19 protein-coding genes and 1 tRNA gene are annotated in these 16,434 nt (G+C 59.1%); 5 read left to right on the top strand and 15 right to left on the bottom strand.

All coding sequences use genetic code 11. The features are described 5' to 3' along the window. Positions 1 to 249: 249 nt before the first annotated feature. From ACXX81_RS19175 to ACXX81_RS19105, 15 genes are all read right to left on the bottom strand, one after another. Positions 250 to 483 carry a hypothetical protein gene (locus ACXX81_RS19175; RefSeq protein ID WP_209988308.1) on the bottom strand — a complete coding sequence of 78 codons (234 nt, stop codon included), beginning with the start codon at positions 481 to 483 and terminating at the stop codon, positions 250 to 252. A 99-nt stretch (positions 484 to 582) separates the two neighbouring features. Further along, on the bottom strand, positions 583 to 1,173 hold the full coding sequence (sctL, locus tag ACXX81_RS19170; protein WP_458572206.1) for a type III secretion system stator protein SctL: 591 nt from the start codon (positions 1,171 to 1,173) through the stop codon (positions 583 to 585). Continuing rightward, the gene (locus tag ACXX81_RS19165; protein ID WP_458572205.1) at positions 1,151 to 1,732 is read right to left on the bottom strand and encodes a type III secretion protein; all 582 of its coding nucleotides are present in this window, start codon (positions 1,730 to 1,732) and stop codon (positions 1,151 to 1,153) included. Before ACXX81_RS19165 ends, sctL begins: the two co-directional genes overlap by 23 nt. Next, the gene (sctJ, locus tag ACXX81_RS19160; RefSeq protein WP_458572204.1) at positions 1,725 to 2,498 is read right to left on the bottom strand and encodes a type III secretion system inner membrane ring lipoprotein SctJ; all 774 of its coding nucleotides are present in this window, start codon (positions 2,496 to 2,498) and stop codon (positions 1,725 to 1,727) included. The genes ACXX81_RS19165 and sctJ overlap by 8 nt, the downstream gene beginning before the upstream one ends. Positions 2,499 to 2,502: 4 nt before the next feature. Beyond that, on the bottom strand, positions 2,503 to 2,868 hold the full coding sequence (locus tag ACXX81_RS19155; protein WP_209988317.1) for a hypothetical protein: 366 nt from the start codon (positions 2,866 to 2,868) through the stop codon (positions 2,503 to 2,505). 86 nt (positions 2,869 to 2,954) lie between these two features. Beyond that, entirely contained in the window at positions 2,955 to 3,110 is a 156-nt protein-coding gene (locus ACXX81_RS19150) for a hypothetical protein (RefSeq protein ID WP_209988320.1), read from the bottom strand. Positions 3,111 to 3,323: 213 nt separating this feature from the next. Then, positions 3,324 to 4,238 carry a sigma 54-interacting transcriptional regulator gene (locus ACXX81_RS19145; protein ID WP_209988321.1) on the bottom strand — a complete coding sequence of 305 codons (915 nt, stop codon included), beginning with the start codon at positions 4,236 to 4,238 and terminating at the stop codon, positions 3,324 to 3,326. Between the two features lie 255 nt (positions 4,239 to 4,493). Then, positions 4,494 to 5,594, bottom strand: coding sequence for a redox-regulated ATPase YchF (gene ychF / locus ACXX81_RS19140; RefSeq protein WP_057007010.1), 1,101 nt, complete (start codon positions 5,592 to 5,594; stop codon positions 4,494 to 4,496). A gap of 21 nt (positions 5,595 to 5,615) precedes the next feature. Continuing rightward, on the bottom strand, positions 5,616 to 6,200 hold the full coding sequence (gene pth, locus ACXX81_RS19135; protein WP_003171596.1) for an aminoacyl-tRNA hydrolase: 585 nt from the start codon (positions 6,198 to 6,200) through the stop codon (positions 5,616 to 5,618). A 168-nt stretch (positions 6,201 to 6,368) separates the two neighbouring features. Next, a complete protein-coding gene (locus ACXX81_RS19130) occupies positions 6,369 to 6,980 on the bottom strand; it encodes a 50S ribosomal protein L25/general stress protein Ctc (protein ID WP_004372493.1) in 612 nt (203 codons plus the stop codon). Positions 6,981 to 7,118: 138 nt separating this feature from the next. Further along, on the bottom strand, positions 7,119 to 8,060 hold the full coding sequence (locus tag ACXX81_RS19125) for a ribose-phosphate pyrophosphokinase (RefSeq protein WP_003171603.1): 942 nt from the start codon (positions 8,058 to 8,060) through the stop codon (positions 7,119 to 7,121). A 46-nt stretch (positions 8,061 to 8,106) separates the two neighbouring features. Continuing rightward, positions 8,107 to 8,181: transfer RNA gene (locus tag ACXX81_RS19120), tRNA-Gln, on the bottom strand. A 37-nt stretch (positions 8,182 to 8,218) separates the two neighbouring features. Then, positions 8,219 to 9,067, bottom strand: a complete 849-nt coding sequence (gene ispE / locus ACXX81_RS19115; RefSeq protein WP_458572203.1) for a 4-(cytidine 5'-diphospho)-2-C-methyl-D-erythritol kinase — start codon at positions 9,065 to 9,067, stop codon at positions 8,219 to 8,221. Position 9,068: 1 nt separating this feature from the next. Then, positions 9,069 to 9,686, bottom strand: a complete 618-nt coding sequence (lolB, locus tag ACXX81_RS19110) for a lipoprotein insertase outer membrane protein LolB (protein WP_458572202.1) — start codon at positions 9,684 to 9,686, stop codon at positions 9,069 to 9,071. A 4-nt stretch (positions 9,687 to 9,690) separates the two neighbouring features. Further along, positions 9,691 to 11,415: a tetratricopeptide repeat protein gene (locus ACXX81_RS19105; RefSeq protein WP_458572201.1), complete on the bottom strand. Its 1,725-nt coding sequence runs from the start codon at positions 11,413 to 11,415 to the stop codon at positions 9,691 to 9,693. Positions 11,416 to 11,597: 182 nt separating this feature from the next. On the opposite strand from ACXX81_RS19105, the gene hemA reads away from it, so the two are divergent. From hemA to murI, 5 genes are read left to right on the top strand one after another with little or no spacing between them, the layout of a single operon-like run. Further along, a complete protein-coding gene (hemA, locus tag ACXX81_RS19100; protein WP_209988334.1) occupies positions 11,598 to 12,887 on the top strand; it encodes a glutamyl-tRNA reductase in 1,290 nt (429 codons plus the stop codon). Further along, entirely contained in the window at positions 12,884 to 13,966 is a 1,083-nt protein-coding gene (prfA, locus tag ACXX81_RS19095) for a peptide chain release factor 1 (protein ID WP_458572200.1), read from the top strand. Before hemA ends, prfA begins: the two co-directional genes overlap by 4 nt. Then, positions 13,967 to 14,797 carry a peptide chain release factor N(5)-glutamine methyltransferase gene (gene prmC, locus ACXX81_RS19090; RefSeq protein WP_458572199.1) on the top strand — a complete coding sequence of 277 codons (831 nt, stop codon included), beginning with the start codon at positions 13,967 to 13,969 and terminating at the stop codon, positions 14,795 to 14,797. Further along, positions 14,791 to 15,546 (top strand): molybdopterin-synthase adenylyltransferase MoeB, encoded by a 756-nt coding sequence (locus ACXX81_RS19085; protein ID WP_209990654.1) that lies wholly within the window; start codon positions 14,791 to 14,793, stop codon positions 15,544 to 15,546. The genes prmC and ACXX81_RS19085 overlap by 7 nt, the downstream gene beginning before the upstream one ends. Continuing rightward, complete coding sequence (murI, locus tag ACXX81_RS19080; RefSeq protein ID WP_209988341.1) at positions 15,539 to 16,333, top strand: glutamate racemase; 795 nt, start codon at positions 15,539 to 15,541, stop codon at positions 16,331 to 16,333. Before ACXX81_RS19085 ends, murI begins: the two co-directional genes overlap by 8 nt. The last annotated feature ends 101 nt before the right edge of the window (positions 16,334 to 16,434 follow it).

Below are 16,434 nucleotides of genomic sequence, written 5' to 3'. Positions count from 1 at the left end.
CGCGAGCGCACTTGATGAAGTGAGCGTTGATTCGCACCCGGCCTTCGTCAGGCGCGCCGTTACGCTGCGCCAGGTCTCGTCTGGGTTGCATTGCGATTAAAGGGGGTTCAACCGCTGCAGCTGACTGCAATCGCGTAGCAGGGATTGCAGCAAGCAGAGGTGACCGGCGCCCGGCGAAAAGCCCGACGCGCCGTGCGGGGGGCCCGGGCTGAACTGCCCTGGAGGCTCCCGTGACGTTGCTGCCAGTCACTAGGCGACGTTGATGGCGTTTTTCAGGGTTTCGTGTTTGTAATTGACATAGACCGAGGTCACGGCGTAGCTATTGGCAACGACGATCTTCTCCTGCATAAGCTGGTCGAAGACTCTTGAGAGTTCCTCGTCGTCACCTCCAGCGGAAATATCCTCGTCGATCTGTCCAAAAGCCTTATCGGAGCGGCTCCGCTGGCGGTAGAGGCTATCAAGTATGCGGGCGTCATTATTCATTGCTTTAACTCCGGTGGGGGTCTACTCCTGTGTGGCAACTGATAGGTGTCCAGTTCCTTCGGCGGATTAATGTGTTAACAAAAAAGCAGAACAGAGTGATCATTTGATTTGGCCCTGGGGCGGGATCGGCACCAGGCTGTCCACCGCATCCGTCCAGTTGATGTGATACCCGCCATCGTCTGTTTCAACAATCAGCGACTGGGCGGCAAGCCCGGCTTCAACCCGAAGCGTCCAGGGCACATCACAGTGTTGGATGAGCCAGTGCTCGACGGATTCGCGGTCCTGCGGATTGCACAGCAAGTTGGCCTCGACCGGCGGCAATCCGGCTGCCAGTAATTTATCGAGCAGTGCACTGATGCGTTGGGCAGGTGGAGCCTCATCGAGCAAGCTTCTAATGGCCGTATTGATGACTGAGGTGGCAACGTGCTCAAGACTCTCGGCCATTGCCAGGCGTTCTGACTCCCAACGATGAAGTTGGGCATTGGCGCGCTGCCAGAACTCACTGCTGGCGTTGTCCAGCAGCTGTTGGCACTTGGCTTGGGCCTGATTTATGAGCGCCTGTGCCTGAGCTTCGGCCTGTTCAAGCATCTGACGGGCGTGGGTATGTTCGACGAGCATTTCCCTGGATATCAGCGCTGTCGGCAGGTCGTCGGGGCGGGTGTGCAGCTCAATCTTGCGGGCGCAAAACATGCTTGGCGTTCTCCGGGGGTGCGTGTAGCGCATCAACGGTGGGGGTCGAGGTCGCACGCCAAATGGCGGCTTGCCATAAAATACCCAGCCGGCCTTGAGTGTCCTCAAGCTTTGGGTATTGCTCCAGCTCAAGCACCCTCTGACAGGCAAAGCTCAGGCGCAGCCGCTGCCACACCGACGGTGAAACCCACGCCCGCAGGTAGTGCAGCGGGTCGTCGATGGTTGCCGGTGTCGGGTCAGGCGGCAGTGCCTTGGCCAGGCGCTGGCACCAAAGCAGCTGTTCCTGATTGAGCCGACTGTGGTGAGGTGCGTTGTAGACCTCATTGACGAGTAGGAGTATGAGATCTCGTGATTGCGCGTCGATTTGCGCCAGTTGCAGCAGGGCCGGACTCATGGGTGGAGGAAGCTCGGGTTGGATATCGAACATCCTGCTCACCCGACCATGGTGGCTGCGTGAAAGCGCTGCTGTGTCCACAAAACCGGTTTGCGTGAGCCAGTCGATGTGGGCTTGCTGCCACGGGAAGGCCCACCACCTGACCCAATTGAGATCGTCACTCATGAGTGCGTGTTATCGCAGGGCCGTACCTTGTCTTTCGTCGCCACAGCAACCAGGCGACACCGCCCGACACGAGGACGACCAGCGGCATGAACAGGCTTATACGCCAGAATGCGAGATCGTGCTCGGGTAGCAGGAAAGGGCCGAGGTAGGCGAGTTGTTGTGTTTCCTTGTAAGCCGTGGCCGGTACGAAAACGACGGTAAGCTTTACCGTATTGTCTATCGCTGAGGCCATGCCGGGGAGGCTGCTGGCCACCATCCTGCGCACGCGCGCATTGATGTTGTCAGGGTCCAGCCGAGGGTCGTGCTTGATGAATACTGAGGCGGATGCCGGTTGTACGGGCTCGCCTGGCGCTATGCGTTCAGGCAACACCACATGCACCCGTGCGACGACTACACCGTCGATGTTCGACAAGGTCGCCTCCAGCTCCTGAGACAGCGCATAGATGTAGCGTGCGCGTTCTTCCAGTGGGGTAGAGATGACGCCTTCCTTGCGAAAGATCTGCCCCAGGGTCGAGCGTGCCACCTTGGGAAGTCCCACAGCGTCCAGTGTCCGAACCGCGCGATTGATGTCACTTGCTTTGACACGAACGGCGACGCCGTCTTTTCCCTGAATCTTTTGAGCCCGGATTTGTTTATCCGCCAGTTCAGCAATGATTTCATTGGCCTCCTGTTCGGAAATATTGCGATGAAGTTCGACGCTTTCACCGCAGCCCGTCAGCATCAGCGCCAATGAAAGAAATAACAGGGTGCTTAGACGGCGGAACATACCTCTACCCCATGCTTGAAATTTTGTCGCAGGCTTTTGCGATGGCGCCAACGACCTTGATCTGGGACATCACGTTTACCTGCGACTCGGCAAGAAGTTGGGGAAACTTGCTCGCGTCCGTTGTCTGCTTGTTCTGGCTTGCGTCACGAAACCCTTTGGACAGTTGTCTCGCTATCGTCGTCGACCCCGTAGCGGCCCACGTGGAGTCGGAAGAGGCGACGGCGTGCACGGTTCGTTTATCGATTTTGTCGGTCTGGTGTATTTCAGAGAGAAAAAAATTAATGTCAGACGCACGATCGTTCAGAGCAGGCGTGTCCGAGCGAGTGGTGATTTTTTCGCTTGTTGTAAACGCTGAGGGGGTGATGAACATTCGTTTCTCTCTTGTGGGTGTCGAGTGCGGCAAGCACAATTGGGAGGAAAGTCCCCTCAACGGTTGAGTTGAGAGGACCGCACCGCTTAAAAACGAATAGATTTGATATTGGTTATCGCGGCAGAGAATTTTTCATTCTCGGCGCCTTCTTTCGCCTTTTTCACTGCTTCCCATTTCTTTTGCTCTTCGATGCCTTTTGCTGCGACATCTTGTGGGCTTGTACCCAGGCCACCTACAGACATAGTTCACCTCTTGAATAGTAATAAAGTCTGATAGTTTTTTTCACTATCTCATTTTTTTGAGCGATTTTTTAAGTGCTCATTTCATTCGTGGTGGGAAAGAAGTGAAGCGTTCCAATTTGTCTCGGAGGTGATGCGTCTAAAATTATTTCGGCGTAATGGATTACGATTGGAAAACTAAAAATTACCGCGAGGAGGGAAATTCCTTACGCTGATTTAGATAGCGAGTTGCTTCATCCGGTGGTAGAGCGTGCGCTTGGCAATGCCCATCTCAATGGCCACGCGATCCACGCAGCGGTCGTTGCGCAGCAATGACTCTTCGATCAGTGCTTTTTCGATTTCCTGCAGACGCGCTTTCAGGCTCATTTCATGGCCTTGCGGCTTGCTCAGGGGCAGCGAGAGCGGTGGCAGGCCCAGTACGAATCGCTTGGCCGTCGAGCGTAGTTCACGGATATTGCCCAACCAGCCTTGGCACAACAGCTGTTGCAACAGCTCGGCGGTAGGTGTCGGAGCAGCGCATTCGAAAAGCTCGGCTTCTTGCTGGACCATCTGCAGGAATAACGGGACGATCCTTTCTCGCTTGTCCCGCAGGGCCGGAAGCTGAATATTGACGACATTCAGGCGAAAGAACAGGTCACGCCTGAAAGTGCCCTGTTCGACCATCTCGTGCAGCGAACTCTGGGCCGAGGCGATGACTCGCATGTCCACGGGGATGAAGCGCGTCGAGCCCAGGCGTTCCACACCGCGCGACTCCAGCACACGCAGCAGTTTGGCCTGCAGGCTCAAAGGCATGCTGTCGATCTCATCGAGGTAAAGAGTGCCCAGATGGGCGGCCTCTACAAAGCCGGCCCGGGACTGCATCGCCCCGGTAAAGGCACCGCTGTTGACTCCAAACAGTTGGCTTTCTGCGAGACTTTCGGGAATGGCCGCACAGTTCACGGCAACGAAGTTACCTCGTCGCCCCGACAAGTAATGCACTCGTTGCGCCAGCGTGTCTTTGCCTGTGCCGGTTTCTCCGAGTAACAGGATATCTATATTGAGTGGCGCAGTACGATGAAGCGTGCTTTCAATGTCTGAGCCTTCCAGGAATGAAAAATCGTTTTCAATTTCCCCAGGAAAGGAGTCCGGCATCGAAAGAGTGCTCCATTATTTATATGCAATTAAGAAAGCAGTCATCAACTGCTGGTCTGTGGCGTGCAAATTATAGATTCCGCGCGTGAGTCTTAAAGTAGGAACTTGCGCGAGTGATGTAGGATAAATTAGATAGGGGGATGTTTTATTTTTACCCGATGCTTACACATTAAACGTTTACCTGAAGAGCCGCCCACAAAAAAGCCGATGCAGTGCATCGGCTTTTTTATTTGCGGTCAACGCCGCAGGCAATCTTTAGACGTTGAAACGGAAGTGCATCACGTCGCCATCTTTGACGATGTATTCCTTGCCTTCCAGGCGCCATTTACCGGCCTCCTTGGTACCCGCCTCGCCCTTGTACTGAATGAAGTCGTTGTAGGCGATCACTTCGGCGCGGATAAAGCCTTTTTCGAAGTCGGTGTGGATCACGCCGGCAGCCTGTGGCGCGGTAGCGCCAACCTTGACGGTCCACGCGCGGACTTCTTCAACGCCAGCGGTGAAGTAGGTCTGCAGGTTGAGCATTTCGTAGCCGGCACGGATTACACGGTTCAGGCCAGGCTCTTCCAGGCCCAGGGCCTCGAGGAACATGTCTTTTTCTTCGCCGTCATCGAGTTCGGCGATTTCTGCTTCGATTTTGTTGCACACCGGAACGACAATGGCGCCTTCTTCGTCGGCAATGGCCTTGACCACGTCGAGCAGCGGGTTGTTCTCAAAGCCGTCTTCGGCGACGTTGGCGATGTACATTACCGGCTTGGTGGTCAGCAGGTGGAAACCCTTGATCACCGCCTTCTCGTCGACGCCCATTTTTTTCATCAGGCTGCGTGCCGGCTTGCCTTCGGTGAAGTGTGCGATCAACTGTTCCAGCAGGCCTTTCTGGACCACGGCGTCCTTGTCCCCACCCTTGGCATTGCGCGCGACTTTCTGCAGTTGCTTCTCGCAGCTGTCGAGGTCGGCAAAGATCAGCTCCAGGTCGATGATCTCGATGTCGCGTTTCGGGTCGACGCTGTTGGAGACGTGAATCACGTTCTCGTCTTCAAAGCAGCGGACCACGTGGGCGATGGCATCGGTTTCACGGATGTTGGCCAAAAACTTGTTGCCCAGGCCTTCACCTTTCGACGCGCCGGCCACCAGGCCTGCGATGTCGACGAACTCCATGGTGGTCGGCAGGACGCGCTTGGGGTTGACGATAGCCGCCAGGGCGTCCAGGCGCGGGTCCGGCATCGGTACGATACCGCTGTTGGGTTCGATGGTGCAGAAGGGGAAGTTCTCCGCCGCAATACCGGACTTGGTCAAAGCGTTGAACAAGGTGGATTTGCCGACGTTGGGCAGGCCGACGATGCCGCAATTGAATCCCATGGTGTTTCCCCTCGGTAAGAGTCAGGCCTTCTGGCTGTGCAGGTTTTTCATCGCGCGGTTCCATTCACCGGCGAAGATATCCGGCAGCACGCCGAGGGCAAAGTCGATGCTGGCATCGAGTTTTTCCTGTTCGGCGCGTGGCGCACGACCCAGGACGAAATTTGAAACCATACTGGCAACGCCCGGGTGGCCAATGCCAAGCCGCAGGCGGTAGAAATTATTCTGATTACCCAACTGCGCGATGATGTCGCGCAGACCATTGTGCCCGCCATGCCCGCCGCCCAGCTTGAGCTTGGCGACGCCGGGTGGCAGGTCCAGTTCGTCATGGGCCACCAGGATCTCTTCGGGTTTGATCCGGAAGAATCCCGCAAGCGCCGCGACAGCCTGGCCGCTGCGGTTCATGTAGGTGGTGGGAATCAGCAGACGAACATCCTGACCCTGGTGCGAGAAGCGCCCGGTCAGGCCAAAATATTTGCGGTCGGCCGCAAGGTTTACGCCTTGGGCGTGGGCAATACGCTCAACAAAAAGGGCCCCCGCGTTATGCCGGGTCTGTTCGTATTCGGCGCCTGGATTTCCCAGGCCAACGATCAGTTTGATGGCAGTCACGACAGGGGCCCTTCCTTTGGAGTTGTGGATAACATCGCCGCGCCAGGTGTGCGGCGAAAGGGGACGACAGGAGCTCACTTATCCAGAGATAAACTTCGCGTTATCGCCCGCTTTCTCGCTACGTTCCGGTCCGCGATGTTTCCTCAAGCTCCGACGTTACAGAGTGCATCACTCTGCAGCGGTTTCGCCTTCAGCAGCATCATCTTCTTCTACAACACGTGGCGCGTGGACGTTGGCAACAGCCTTGTCGTCGTTGTGAGCCAGTGCAACGAACTCAACGCCTTTAGGGGCCTTGAGGTCGGACAAGTGAATGATGGTGCCGATTTCAGCAGCCGACAGGTCGACTTCGATGAACTCAGGCAGGTCTTTCGGCAGGCAGGTCACTTCCAGTTCGGTAGTGGTGTGCGATACAACGCCGCCTTTCTTGACCGGAGCTTCTTCACCGATGAAGTGCACAGGCACGATAGCGGTCAGTTTCTGGCCGGCTACAACGCGGATGAAGTCAGCGTGCAGGACGTGACCCTTGGACGGGTGGCGCTGCAGAGCTTTGATGATAACGTTCTGCTTCTTGCCGCCAACGTTCAGTTCGATAACGTGGCTGTAGGCAGCATCGTTTTCGAGCAGTTTGGCAACTTCTTTGGCCAGCATGCTGATGGACTCAGGGGCTTTGTCGCCACCGTAGACTACAGCTGGAACCAGGCTTGCGAGACGACGCAGGCGGCGGCTCGCACCTTTCCCCAGGTCGGAACGCAGTTCAGCATTCAAAGTAAAATCGTTCATGTTGTATCTCCAAATTAACCACATTCGCCCCAGCGTTTGCGACCAGCGCTAAAGGCGATATGGGCAAAAAAGCCCCGCCCCAACAGAATGCTGGGGCGGGGCGCTTTTCGTCAGGTTGATGTCGCCAAGGCCTGAGCCTTAACGGAACATCGCGCTGATCGATTCTTCGTTGCTGATACGGCGAACCGCTTCGGCAACGACCGGTGCGATATCCAGTTGACGGATACGCGCACAGGCTTGAGCAGCGGCGGACAACGGGATGGTGTTGGTCACCACCAGTTCGTCCAGCACGGAATTCTCGATGTTCTCGATCGCTCGGCCCGACAGCACAGGGTGTGTGCAATAGGCGAAGACTTTGGCCGCACCGTGCTCTTTCAAGGCTTTTGCCGCATGGCACAGGGTGCCGGCGGTGTCGACCATGTCATCAACCAGAATACAGGTACGCCCTTCGACATCACCGATGATATGCATCACTTCAGAGTGATTGGCTTTCTCGCGGCGTTTGTCGATGATCCCGAGATCAACGCCCAGGGATTTGGCAACAGCCCGTGCACGCACGACGCCGCCAATGTCCGGGGACACGATCATCAGGTTTTCAAAGCGCTGGTCTTCGATGTCATCCACCAGAACGGGGGAGCCGTAGATGTTATCTACCGGAATATCGAAGAACCCCTGGATCTGGTCAGCGTGCAGGTCAACTGTAAGCACACGGTCGATGCCTACCACGGTCAGCATGTCAGCAACGACTTTCGCGCTGATGGCCACACGTGCGGAGCGCGGACGGCGATCCTGACGGGCATAACCAAAGTAAGGGATTACAGCTGTGATTCGAGTTGCTGAGGAGCGGCGGAAGGCATCAGCCATCACGACGAGTTCCATCAGGTTATCGTTGGTCGGAGCGCAGGTCGGCTGAATAATGAAGACGTCTTTACCGCGAACGTTTTCATTGATCTCGGCTGTAATTTCGCCGTCGGAGAATTTACCGACAGAGATGTCACCGAGAGGGATATGCAGCTGACGTACGACACGTCGAGCCAGATCGGGGTTGGCGTTCCCCGTAAAGACCATCATCTTGGACACGCGCAGTACCTAGAGGCTGAGGGTAACCTGGATGAGTATAGGAAAATGGCAGGGGCGGCTGGATTCGAACCAACGCATGGCAGGATCAAAACCTGCTGCCTTACCGCTTGGCGACGCCCCTGTATCTGTTGCAACGAGTACCCAGTACTCGATTCCTTTTAGAGCAGACTTTGCAGCTTGCGATGCAACATCGAAACGTTGCTTCCCTTTGCTACAAACCCTGTAAGGGTCTCTGTAAGAAGGGCCGAGACTTTATCAGCTTCAGCTTTGCTTGGGAAGCCCCCAAACACACAACTTCCAGTGCCGGTTAATTTTGCTTCGGTAAATTTACCTAACAAATTCAAAGCGTTACGTACTTCTGGATAACGCCTTGCCACAACCGGCAAGCAGTCATTTCGACTGTTTCCCTTGGGAACGGGGCGCACTTTAATGGGAGGAGAGTTACGTGTCAACAGCGGATCTGAAAAAATTTCTGCTGTACTTACAGATACTTGCGGAACAAGCACAACATACCAAGGCTCTTCGGGGTATTCGGGGCTGAGTTTCTCGCCCACGCCCTCGGCAAAAGCCGCGTGCCCGCGCACGAAAACCGGAACGTCGGCACCCAGTGTCAGGCCCAAGGCTGCCAGGCGATCCGGGTCCCAGCCCAGTTGCCACAGGTGATTGAGACCCAGCAGGGTGGTCGCCGCATTCGAACTGCCGCCACCGATACCGCCGCCCATGGGCAGGATCTTGTCGATCCAGATATCGATGCCCAATGTGCAGCCGGATTGCGCTTGAAGTCTGCGGGCTGCCTTCACGATCAGATTGCTGTCGTGAGGTACGCCTTCAAATTCCGTGTGCAGTCGAATCACGCCGTCGTCGCGCAGGGCAAAGGTGAGTTCATCGCCATAGTCGAGAAATTGAAACAGCGTCTGCAACTCGTGGTAGCCGTCTTCACGGCGACCCAGAATGTGCAGCATCAGGTTGAGCTTGGCCGGGGAGGGCAGGGTCAGGCGTTCGCTCACGTCACTGCCCCAGCTTGCGCGGTTGCCAGTCCTTGATCACCAGCGTGACGTCAAGGTCGGTGCCATGCAGCTTGATGCGTTCGGGCAGCCAGTAGCCGCCTTGCTGTACATAACTCAAATACTCGACCTTCCAGCCATCCTGCTCCAGCGTGGCCAGACGGCTGTCGCCGTTGAGGCTCAGGCGACTCTTGCTGTCCGGTGCCGGCAGCCCGCGCACCCACCAGACCAGATGCGACACGGGCAACTTCCAGCCGATCTGCTGCTCCAGCAATGCTTCCGGAGACGTCGCCTCGTAGCGGCCCTGGTTGGCGACTTCCAGGCTCACCTGCCCCGGGCGGCCGGTCAGGCGTGCCGCGCCGCGGCCCAGCGGACCGGACAGGCGAATGTCGTAGTAATCCTGACGTTGCAGCCAGAACAGGGTGCCGCTGCCGGAATCTTTCGGCGCGCGCACCCCGACCTTGCCTTCGATCTGCCAGCCGTCGATGCTGCCGAGCTGGTCCTTGTGCTGTTGCCATTGCGCCGGTTTGCCCTGGCCTTCAACGGATTCGCGGCTGCCTGTGCCCGCGCAACCGGCGAGCAGGGCGATAAGACTGAATACAACAATGTGGCGCAGGAACATAAGCTTAAAGGGTCTCGGATCCGGTCAGGCGCTTGATGGTGCCGCGCAAAAGAGGGCTTTCGGGTTGTTCCTTGAGGAATTTTTCCCAGACTTGCCGGGCTTCGCGCTGCTTGCCATTGGCCCACAGCACTTCACCCAGGTGGGCAGCGACTTCCTGATCGGGAAAACGCTCCAGCGCCTGGCGCAGCAGGCGTTCGGCCTCGTCCAGGTTGCCCAGGCGATAATTTACCCAGCCCAGGCTGTCGAGCACGGCCGGGTCTTCCGGATTGAGCTTGTGGGCCTGCTCGATCAGGGCCTTGGCCTCGGCATAGCGCGTGGTGCGGTCGGACAGGGTGTAGCCCAGAGCGTTGAGGGCCATGGCATTGTCCGGGTCGCGCTTGATGATCAGGCGCAGGTCTTTTTCCATCTGCGCCAGGTCATTGCGTTTTTCTGCCTGCATGGCGCGGGTATACAGCAGGTTCAGGTCGTCGGGGTATTGCAGCAAGGCTTGTTGCAGCAATTTCCAGGCGCGTTCGCCCTGCTTGTTGGCCGACAGTGTCTCGGCCTGGATCAGGTACAGCTGGATGGCGTAGTCCGGCTCGGCATCGCGCGCCGCCGCCAGGCGTTTTTCCGCCTCGTCGGTACGACCGTTGCTCATCAGGATATCGGCCTGGCGCAGCTGAGCCGGCAGGTAGTCATTGCCCGGGCCGACCAGGGCATATTCGAGCAGGGCGGCCTGCGGGTCGTTGCGCTCTTCAGCGATGCGACCAAGGTTCAGGTGAGCCGAATCAACGTGGCTCTCACGCTGGATCAGTTCTTCCAGATACCCCTTGGCTTCCTCCCACGCCTTGGCTTCCAGGCACACCAGTGCCAGGGAGTAACGCAATTCGTCATCGTCGGGGTATTGCTGGACGAGGTTGGCGAACTGCACTTTGGCGTCCGCCATGCGGTCCTGTTCCACCAGCATGCGCGCGTAAGTCAGGCGCAGGCGCTTGTCTTCCGGGTATCGCTTGATGCTTTTTTCCAGCAATGGAATCGCTTCCTTGCCGCGATTGAGGTTCTGCAGCAGGCGCGCGCGCAGCAGGATCGGCGCGATTTCGCCGTCTTCCGGCGGGTTCTGTTCCAGCAGCTTGAGGGCGGCTTCGGCTTCATCATCCTGTTGCAGCAGCAAGGCCTTGCCAAAAATCAGCTGGCTGTTCTTCGGATGCTTTTGCAGCAGGCGGTCGAAGCTCTTCATCAGGCCATTGCGCGTGTCCTGGTCGGTGTCGGCGGCCGACAGCGCGAGGAAATCGAAGTGCGTGTCGCCCTTGCCCTGCAGGACTTTTTCCATATACACCATGGAATCGTCGTAGCGCCCGGCGCGCGCCAGTTGGACAGCCGCGGCCCGTTGCGCTTCGAGGTCATCCGGCGCGTTTTTCGCCCAGATCAGCGACGTGTCCAGCGCCGCCTGATCGGCTCCGAGGTACTCGGCGATGCGAAACGCCCGCTCGGAAATACCCGGGTCCTGGGTGTTGATGGCCTGAGTCACGTAGTTATCCAGCGCAATATCGAAGCGATTGCGCTGCCCGGCCAGTTCAGCGCTCAGCAGGCTGAACACCGTTTCCTCACTGAACGAGGAGTAAACCTTGGGCTTTTCAGGCGCGGGGGCGGTGTCTTCTGCCGGCGGCGTATCGCCCGGCGAAACGGGTGCCATGGCCTGGCAGCCGCTGAGGAAGACAAAAGCTAGGAGCAACGCGGAGGATCTATTCATATAGGAAGAGGACGACTAACCTGCGGTCGGATCATCATGACACAAGCCTTCGGCCAAACATAACCGAGTCTCAGTGGGCGCCTTTATAGGCACAAGCTACTAGGACAATAGACGACGGTGGTTGTTCTGGATCTTTCGAAGTAGGACAATTGCCGGCTTCCCGACCTCATCAGCGATATTGAATGGCCTTCCTCGCGCTCGGTATTAACCACAAGACTGCCTCAGTCGACGTGCGCGAGCGCGTGGCGTTTACGCCGGAGCAGTTGGTTGAGGCCTTGCAACAGCTCTGCCGGCTCACCGACAGCCGCGAAGCTGCAATCCTTTCGACCTGCAATCGCAGCGAGCTCTATATAGAGCAGGAACATCTGTCAGCGGATGTAGTGCTGCGCTGGCTCGCCGATTATCACCATTTGAGCCTCGACGACCTGCGCGCCAGCGCGTATGTGCACGAAGAGGATGCGGCCGTTCGTCACATGATGCGCGTCGCCTCCGGGCTTGATTCGCTGGTACTGGGCGAACCGCAGATCCTTGGTCAGATGAAGTCCGCCTATGCCGTCGCGCGCGAGGCCGGCACGGTCGGCCCGCTGTTGGGCCGTCTGTTCCAGGCCACGTTCAATTCTGCCAAGCAGGTGCGCACCGACACGGCCATCGGCGAAAACCCGGTGTCCGTCGCTTTTGCGGCGGTCAGCCTGGCCAAACAGATTTTCAGCGATTTGCAACGCAGCCAGGCCCTGCTGATCGGCGCCGGCGAGACCATCACCCTGGTCGCCCGCCATCTGCACGAGCTGGGTGTGCAGCGCATCGTCGTCGCGAACCGCACCCTGGAACGCGCCAGCAGCCTGGCCGAACAGTTCGGTGCCCACGCGGTGTTGCTGTCGGATATTCCGGCCGAACTGGTGCGCAGTGATATCGTGATCAGCTCCACCGCCAGTCAATTGCCGATACTGGGCAAAGGCGCGGTAGAAAGTGCACTGAAGCTGCGCAAGCACAAGCCGATCTTCATGGTGGACATTGCCGTTCCACGGGATATCGAACCCGAAGTCGGCGAGTTGGACGACGTTTACCTCTACAGCGTCGATGACCTGCACGAAGTGGTCGCCGAAAACCTCAAGAGCCGCCAGGGCGCCGCCCAGGCCGCCGAGGAGATGGTCAGCGTCGGCGCCGAAGATTTCATGGTGCGCCTGCGCGAACTGGCGGCGGTGGACGTGCTCAAGGCCTATCGTCAACAGGGCGAACGCCTGCGTGACGAGGAGTTGATCAAGGCCCAGCGTCTGCTTGCCAACGGCAGCAGCGCCGAAGAGGTGCTGATGCAGCTGGCGCGTGGCCTGACCAACAAACTGCTCCACGCGCCCAGCGTACAGCTAAAAAAATTGACTGCCGAAGGCCGCCTCGATGCGCTGGCCATGGCCCAGGAACTCTTTGCCCTCGGTGAGGGCGCGTCAGACAGCTCTTCGGATAAAAAACCGCAATGAAAGCCTCACTGCTCAATAAACTGGACGTGCTCCAGGACCGTTTCGAAGAACTGACCGCCTTGCTTGGCGATGGCGAAGTCATTTCCGATCAGACCAAATTCCGCGCCTATTCCAAGGAATACGCCGAAGTTGAGCCTGTGGTCGCCACTTACAAAAATTTGCTGAAAGTGCAGGCCGACCTCGAAGGCGCCCAGGCGCTGCTCAAGGACAACGACCCGGACATGCGCGAAATGGCCGTGGAAGAAGTCCGCGAAACCAAGGAAAAGCTGACTGAGCTGGAAGGCGACCTGCAACGCATGCTGCTGCCCAGGGACCCCAACGACGGGCGCAACGTATTTCTCGAAATCCGTGCCGGCACCGGCGGCGACGAAGCGGCCATTTTCTCCGGCGACCTGTTCCGCATGTATTCGCGCTACGCCGAGCGGCGCGGGTGGCGGGTGGAGATCCTGTCGGAAAACGAAGGCGAGCATGGTGGCTATAAAGAAGTCATCGCGCGGGTCGAGGGCGACAACGTCTACGGCAAGCTCAAGTTCGAGTCCGGCGCACATCGCGTGCAGCGGGTGCCGGCGACCGAGTCACAGGGCCGTATCCATACCTCGGCCTGCACCGTGGCGGTGTTGCCCGAGCCGGACGAGCAGGAAACCATCGAGATCAACCCGGCGGATCTGCGCGTCGACACCTACCGCTCCTCGGGCGCCGGTGGTCAGCACGTGAACAAGACCGACTCGGCGATCCGCATCACCCACTTGCCGTCGGGCATCGTGGTGGAATGCCAGGAAGAACGCTCCCAGCACAAGAACCGTGCGCGGGCCATGTCCTGGCTGTCGGCCAAGCTCAACGACCAGCAGACCAGCGCCGCCGCCAACGCCATTGCCAGCGAGCGCAAGCTGCTGGTGGGCTCGGGCGATCGCTCCGAGCGTATCCGCACCTACAATTTTGCCCAAGGCCGCGTCACCGACCACCGCGTCAACCTCACCCTTTATTCGCTCGACGAAATTCTTGCCGGCGGCGTGGACGCGGTGATCGAGCCGTTGCTGGCCGAATACCAGGCCGATCAACTCGCAGCCATTGGTGAATAAATGACCATCATCGCCAGCCTGTTGCGCGCCGCCGACCTGCCAGACTCGCCCACCGCGCGTCTGGATGTGGAGCTGCTGCTGGCGGCTGCGCTGGGCAAGTCGCGCAGCTACCTGCACACCTGGCCGGAAAAAATCGTCAGCAGCGAAGCGGCGCTCACGTTTGCCGGTTACCTGCAACGGCGCCGAGCCGGCGAGCCGGTGGCCTATATCCTCGGCCAGCAGGGCTTCTGGAAACTGGACCTGGAAGTGGCGCCGCACACGCTGATCCCGCGCCCGGACACCGAACTGCTGGTGGAGGCCGCACTGGAATTGCTGCCGGCCACGCCCGCTACGGTGCTCGACCTGGGCACCGGCAGCGGCGCCATTGCCCTGGCCCTGGCCAGCGAGCGCCCGGCCTGGCAGGTGACCGCCGTTGATCGCGTGTTGGAGGCCGTGGCCCTGGCCGAGCGCAATCGCCAGCGGCTGCACCTTGATAACGCCACGGTGCTGAGCAGTCACTGGTTCAGCGCCCTGGGCGGTCGTACATTTGATCTGATCATCAGCAACCCGCCCTACATTGCCGACAACGACCCGCACCTGGTGGCGGGCGATGTGCGTTTCGAGCCGGCCAGCGCGCTGGTGGCAGGCCGCGATGGCCTGGACGATCTGCGCTTGATCATCCAGCAGGCCGGGACTCACCTGAATGCCGGAGGCCGGCTATTGCTCGAGCACGGTTACGACCAGGCGCTGGCCGTGCGCGATCTGCTGCTGAGCCAGGGGTTCGAGGACGTTCACAGCCGCATCGACCTCGGCGGCCACGAACGCATCAGCCTGGGGCAACGGCCGTGCTGACCGACCAAGAGCTGTTGCGCTACAGCCGGCAGATTCTGTTGCAGCAGGTGGACATCGCAGGCCAGTTGCGCCTGAAAAACAGCCGCGCATTGATCGTCGGCCTGGGTGGCCTGGGCGCGCCGGTGGCGCTTTACCTCGCCGCAGCCGGCGTGGGCGAGCTGCACCTGGCCGACTTCGATACGGTCGACCTGACCAACCTGCAACGCCAGATCATCCACGACACCGACAGCGTCGGGCAGACCAAGGTCGACTCGGCCGTGCGCCGCCTGACCGCCGTCAATCCTGAGGTCAGGCTGGTTACCCACCGCAGCGCGCTGGACGCCGGCTCCCTGGCCGCCGCCGTGGCGGCCGTAGACGTGGTGCTCGATTGCAGCGACAACTTCTCCACCCGCGAAGCGGTCAATGCGGCCTGCGTGGCCGCCGCCAGGCCATTGGTCAGCGGCGCAGCGATTCGCCTGGAAGGGCAATTGTCGGTGTTCGACCCGCGCCGCGCCAACAGCCCCTGCTATCACTGTTTATACGGGCACGGCAGCGATACCGAACTCACCTGCAGCGAAGCCGGCGTGATCGGCCCGCTGGTGGGACTGGTTGGCAGCCTGCAAGCCCTGGAGGCGCTGAAACTGCTGGCCGGGTTCGGTGAGCCGCTGGTGGGCCGTTTGCTGCTGATCGATGCCTTGACCACGCGTTTTCGTGAGTTGCGCGTCAAGCGCGATCCCGCTTGCAGCGTATGCGGGGCGCCGCATGCTTAAGGATGCGCCAATCGGCGTGTTCGACTCCGGCGTCGGCGGCCTGTCGGTGTTGGACGAAATCCAGCAGTTACTGCCCCACGAATCACTGCTGTATGTGGCCGACTGCGGGCATATTCCCTATGGCGAGAAAACCCCCGCGTTCATTCTCGAACGCTCGCGCCTGGTGGCCGAGTTTTTCCGCAGTCAAGGCGCCAAGGCCTTCGTGATTGCCTGCAACACTGCGACAGTGGCGGCCGTGGCCGACCTGCGTCTGGACTTCCCGGACTGGCCGTTGGTGGGCATGGAGCCCGCCGTCAAGCCTGCCGCCGCCGCCACCCGCAGCGGGGTCGTCGGAGTGCTTGCCACCACCGGCACCCTGCAAAGCGCCAAGTTCGCCGCCTTGCTTGATCGGTTCGCCACCGATGTGCGGGTGATCACGCAGCCGTGCCCGGGTCTGGTGGAGTTGATTGAAACCGGCGACTTGACCAGCCCGGCCCTGCGCCAGCTGTTGCAGGGCTATATCGAGCCGTTGCTCAACGCGGGCTGCGACACCATTATTCTCGGCTGCACCCACTATCCCTTTCTCAAACCGCTGCTGGCGCAGATGCTCCCACCCAGCGTCATCCTCATCGATACCGGCGCCGCCGTGGCCCGTCAGCTCAAGCATTTACTGGGCCAGCGCGACCTTTTAGCGACGGGCAACCCGAGTCCGGCCCAGTTCTGGACCAGCGGTGATCTGTATCACCTAAGAAATATCCTACCGACACTATGGAAATATCCGAGCGTTGTGCGAATATTTGGCGCGTGAAAAATTCGTGAAATAGCTCGCTATTGGTGTGGAACTTCCGTCTATGTGCCAGCTTCTATAGCGAGATAGCCTGTACAACACTCTATAACTTCGTTTGGAAA

Source organism: Pseudomonas sp. GNP013 (assembly GCF_054343995.1).
The sequence above is the reverse complement of the archived record's forward strand: the minus strand, read 5'-3'. Positions and strand labels throughout refer to the sequence as shown.

Coding starts and splice junctions, on each gene's coding strand:
- ACXX81_RS19175 (WP_209988308.1), bottom strand. CDS start 483: ATGAATAATGACGCCCGCATACTTGATAGCCTCTACCGCCAGCGGAGC.
- sctL (WP_458572206.1), bottom strand. CDS start 1,173: ATGTTTTGCGCCCGCAAGATTGAGCTGCACACCCGCCCCGACGACCTG.
- ACXX81_RS19165 (WP_458572205.1), bottom strand. CDS start 1,732: ATGAGTGACGATCTCAATTGGGTCAGGTGGTGGGCCTTCCCGTGGCAG.
- sctJ (WP_458572204.1), bottom strand. CDS start 2,498: ATGTTCCGCCGTCTAAGCACCCTGTTATTTCTTTCATTGGCGCTGATG.
- ACXX81_RS19155 (WP_209988317.1), bottom strand. CDS start 2,868: ATGTTCATCACCCCCTCAGCGTTTACAACAAGCGAAAAAATCACCACT.
- ACXX81_RS19150 (WP_209988320.1), bottom strand. CDS start 3,110: ATGTCTGTAGGTGGCCTGGGTACAAGCCCACAAGATGTCGCAGCAAAA.
- ACXX81_RS19145 (WP_209988321.1), bottom strand. CDS start 4,238: ATGCCGGACTCCTTTCCTGGGGAAATTGAAAACGATTTTTCATTCCTG.
- ychF (WP_057007010.1), bottom strand. CDS start 5,594: ATGGGATTCAATTGCGGCATCGTCGGCCTGCCCAACGTCGGCAAATCC.
- ACXX81_RS19130 (WP_004372493.1), bottom strand. CDS start 6,980: ATGAACGATTTTACTTTGAATGCTGAACTGCGTTCCGACCTGGGGAAA.
- lolB (WP_458572202.1), bottom strand. CDS start 9,686: ATGTTCCTGCGCCACATTGTTGTATTCAGTCTTATCGCCCTGCTCGCC.
- ACXX81_RS19105 (WP_458572201.1), bottom strand. CDS start 11,415: ATGAATAGATCCTCCGCGTTGCTCCTAGCTTTTGTCTTCCTCAGCGGC.
- hemA (WP_209988334.1), top strand. CDS start 11,598: ATGGCCTTCCTCGCGCTCGGTATTAACCACAAGACTGCCTCAGTCGAC.
- prfA (WP_458572200.1), top strand. CDS start 12,884: ATGAAAGCCTCACTGCTCAATAAACTGGACGTGCTCCAGGACCGTTTC.
- prmC (WP_458572199.1), top strand. CDS start 13,967: ATGACCATCATCGCCAGCCTGTTGCGCGCCGCCGACCTGCCAGACTCG.
- murI (WP_209988341.1), top strand. CDS start 15,539: ATGCTTAAGGATGCGCCAATCGGCGTGTTCGACTCCGGCGTCGGCGGC.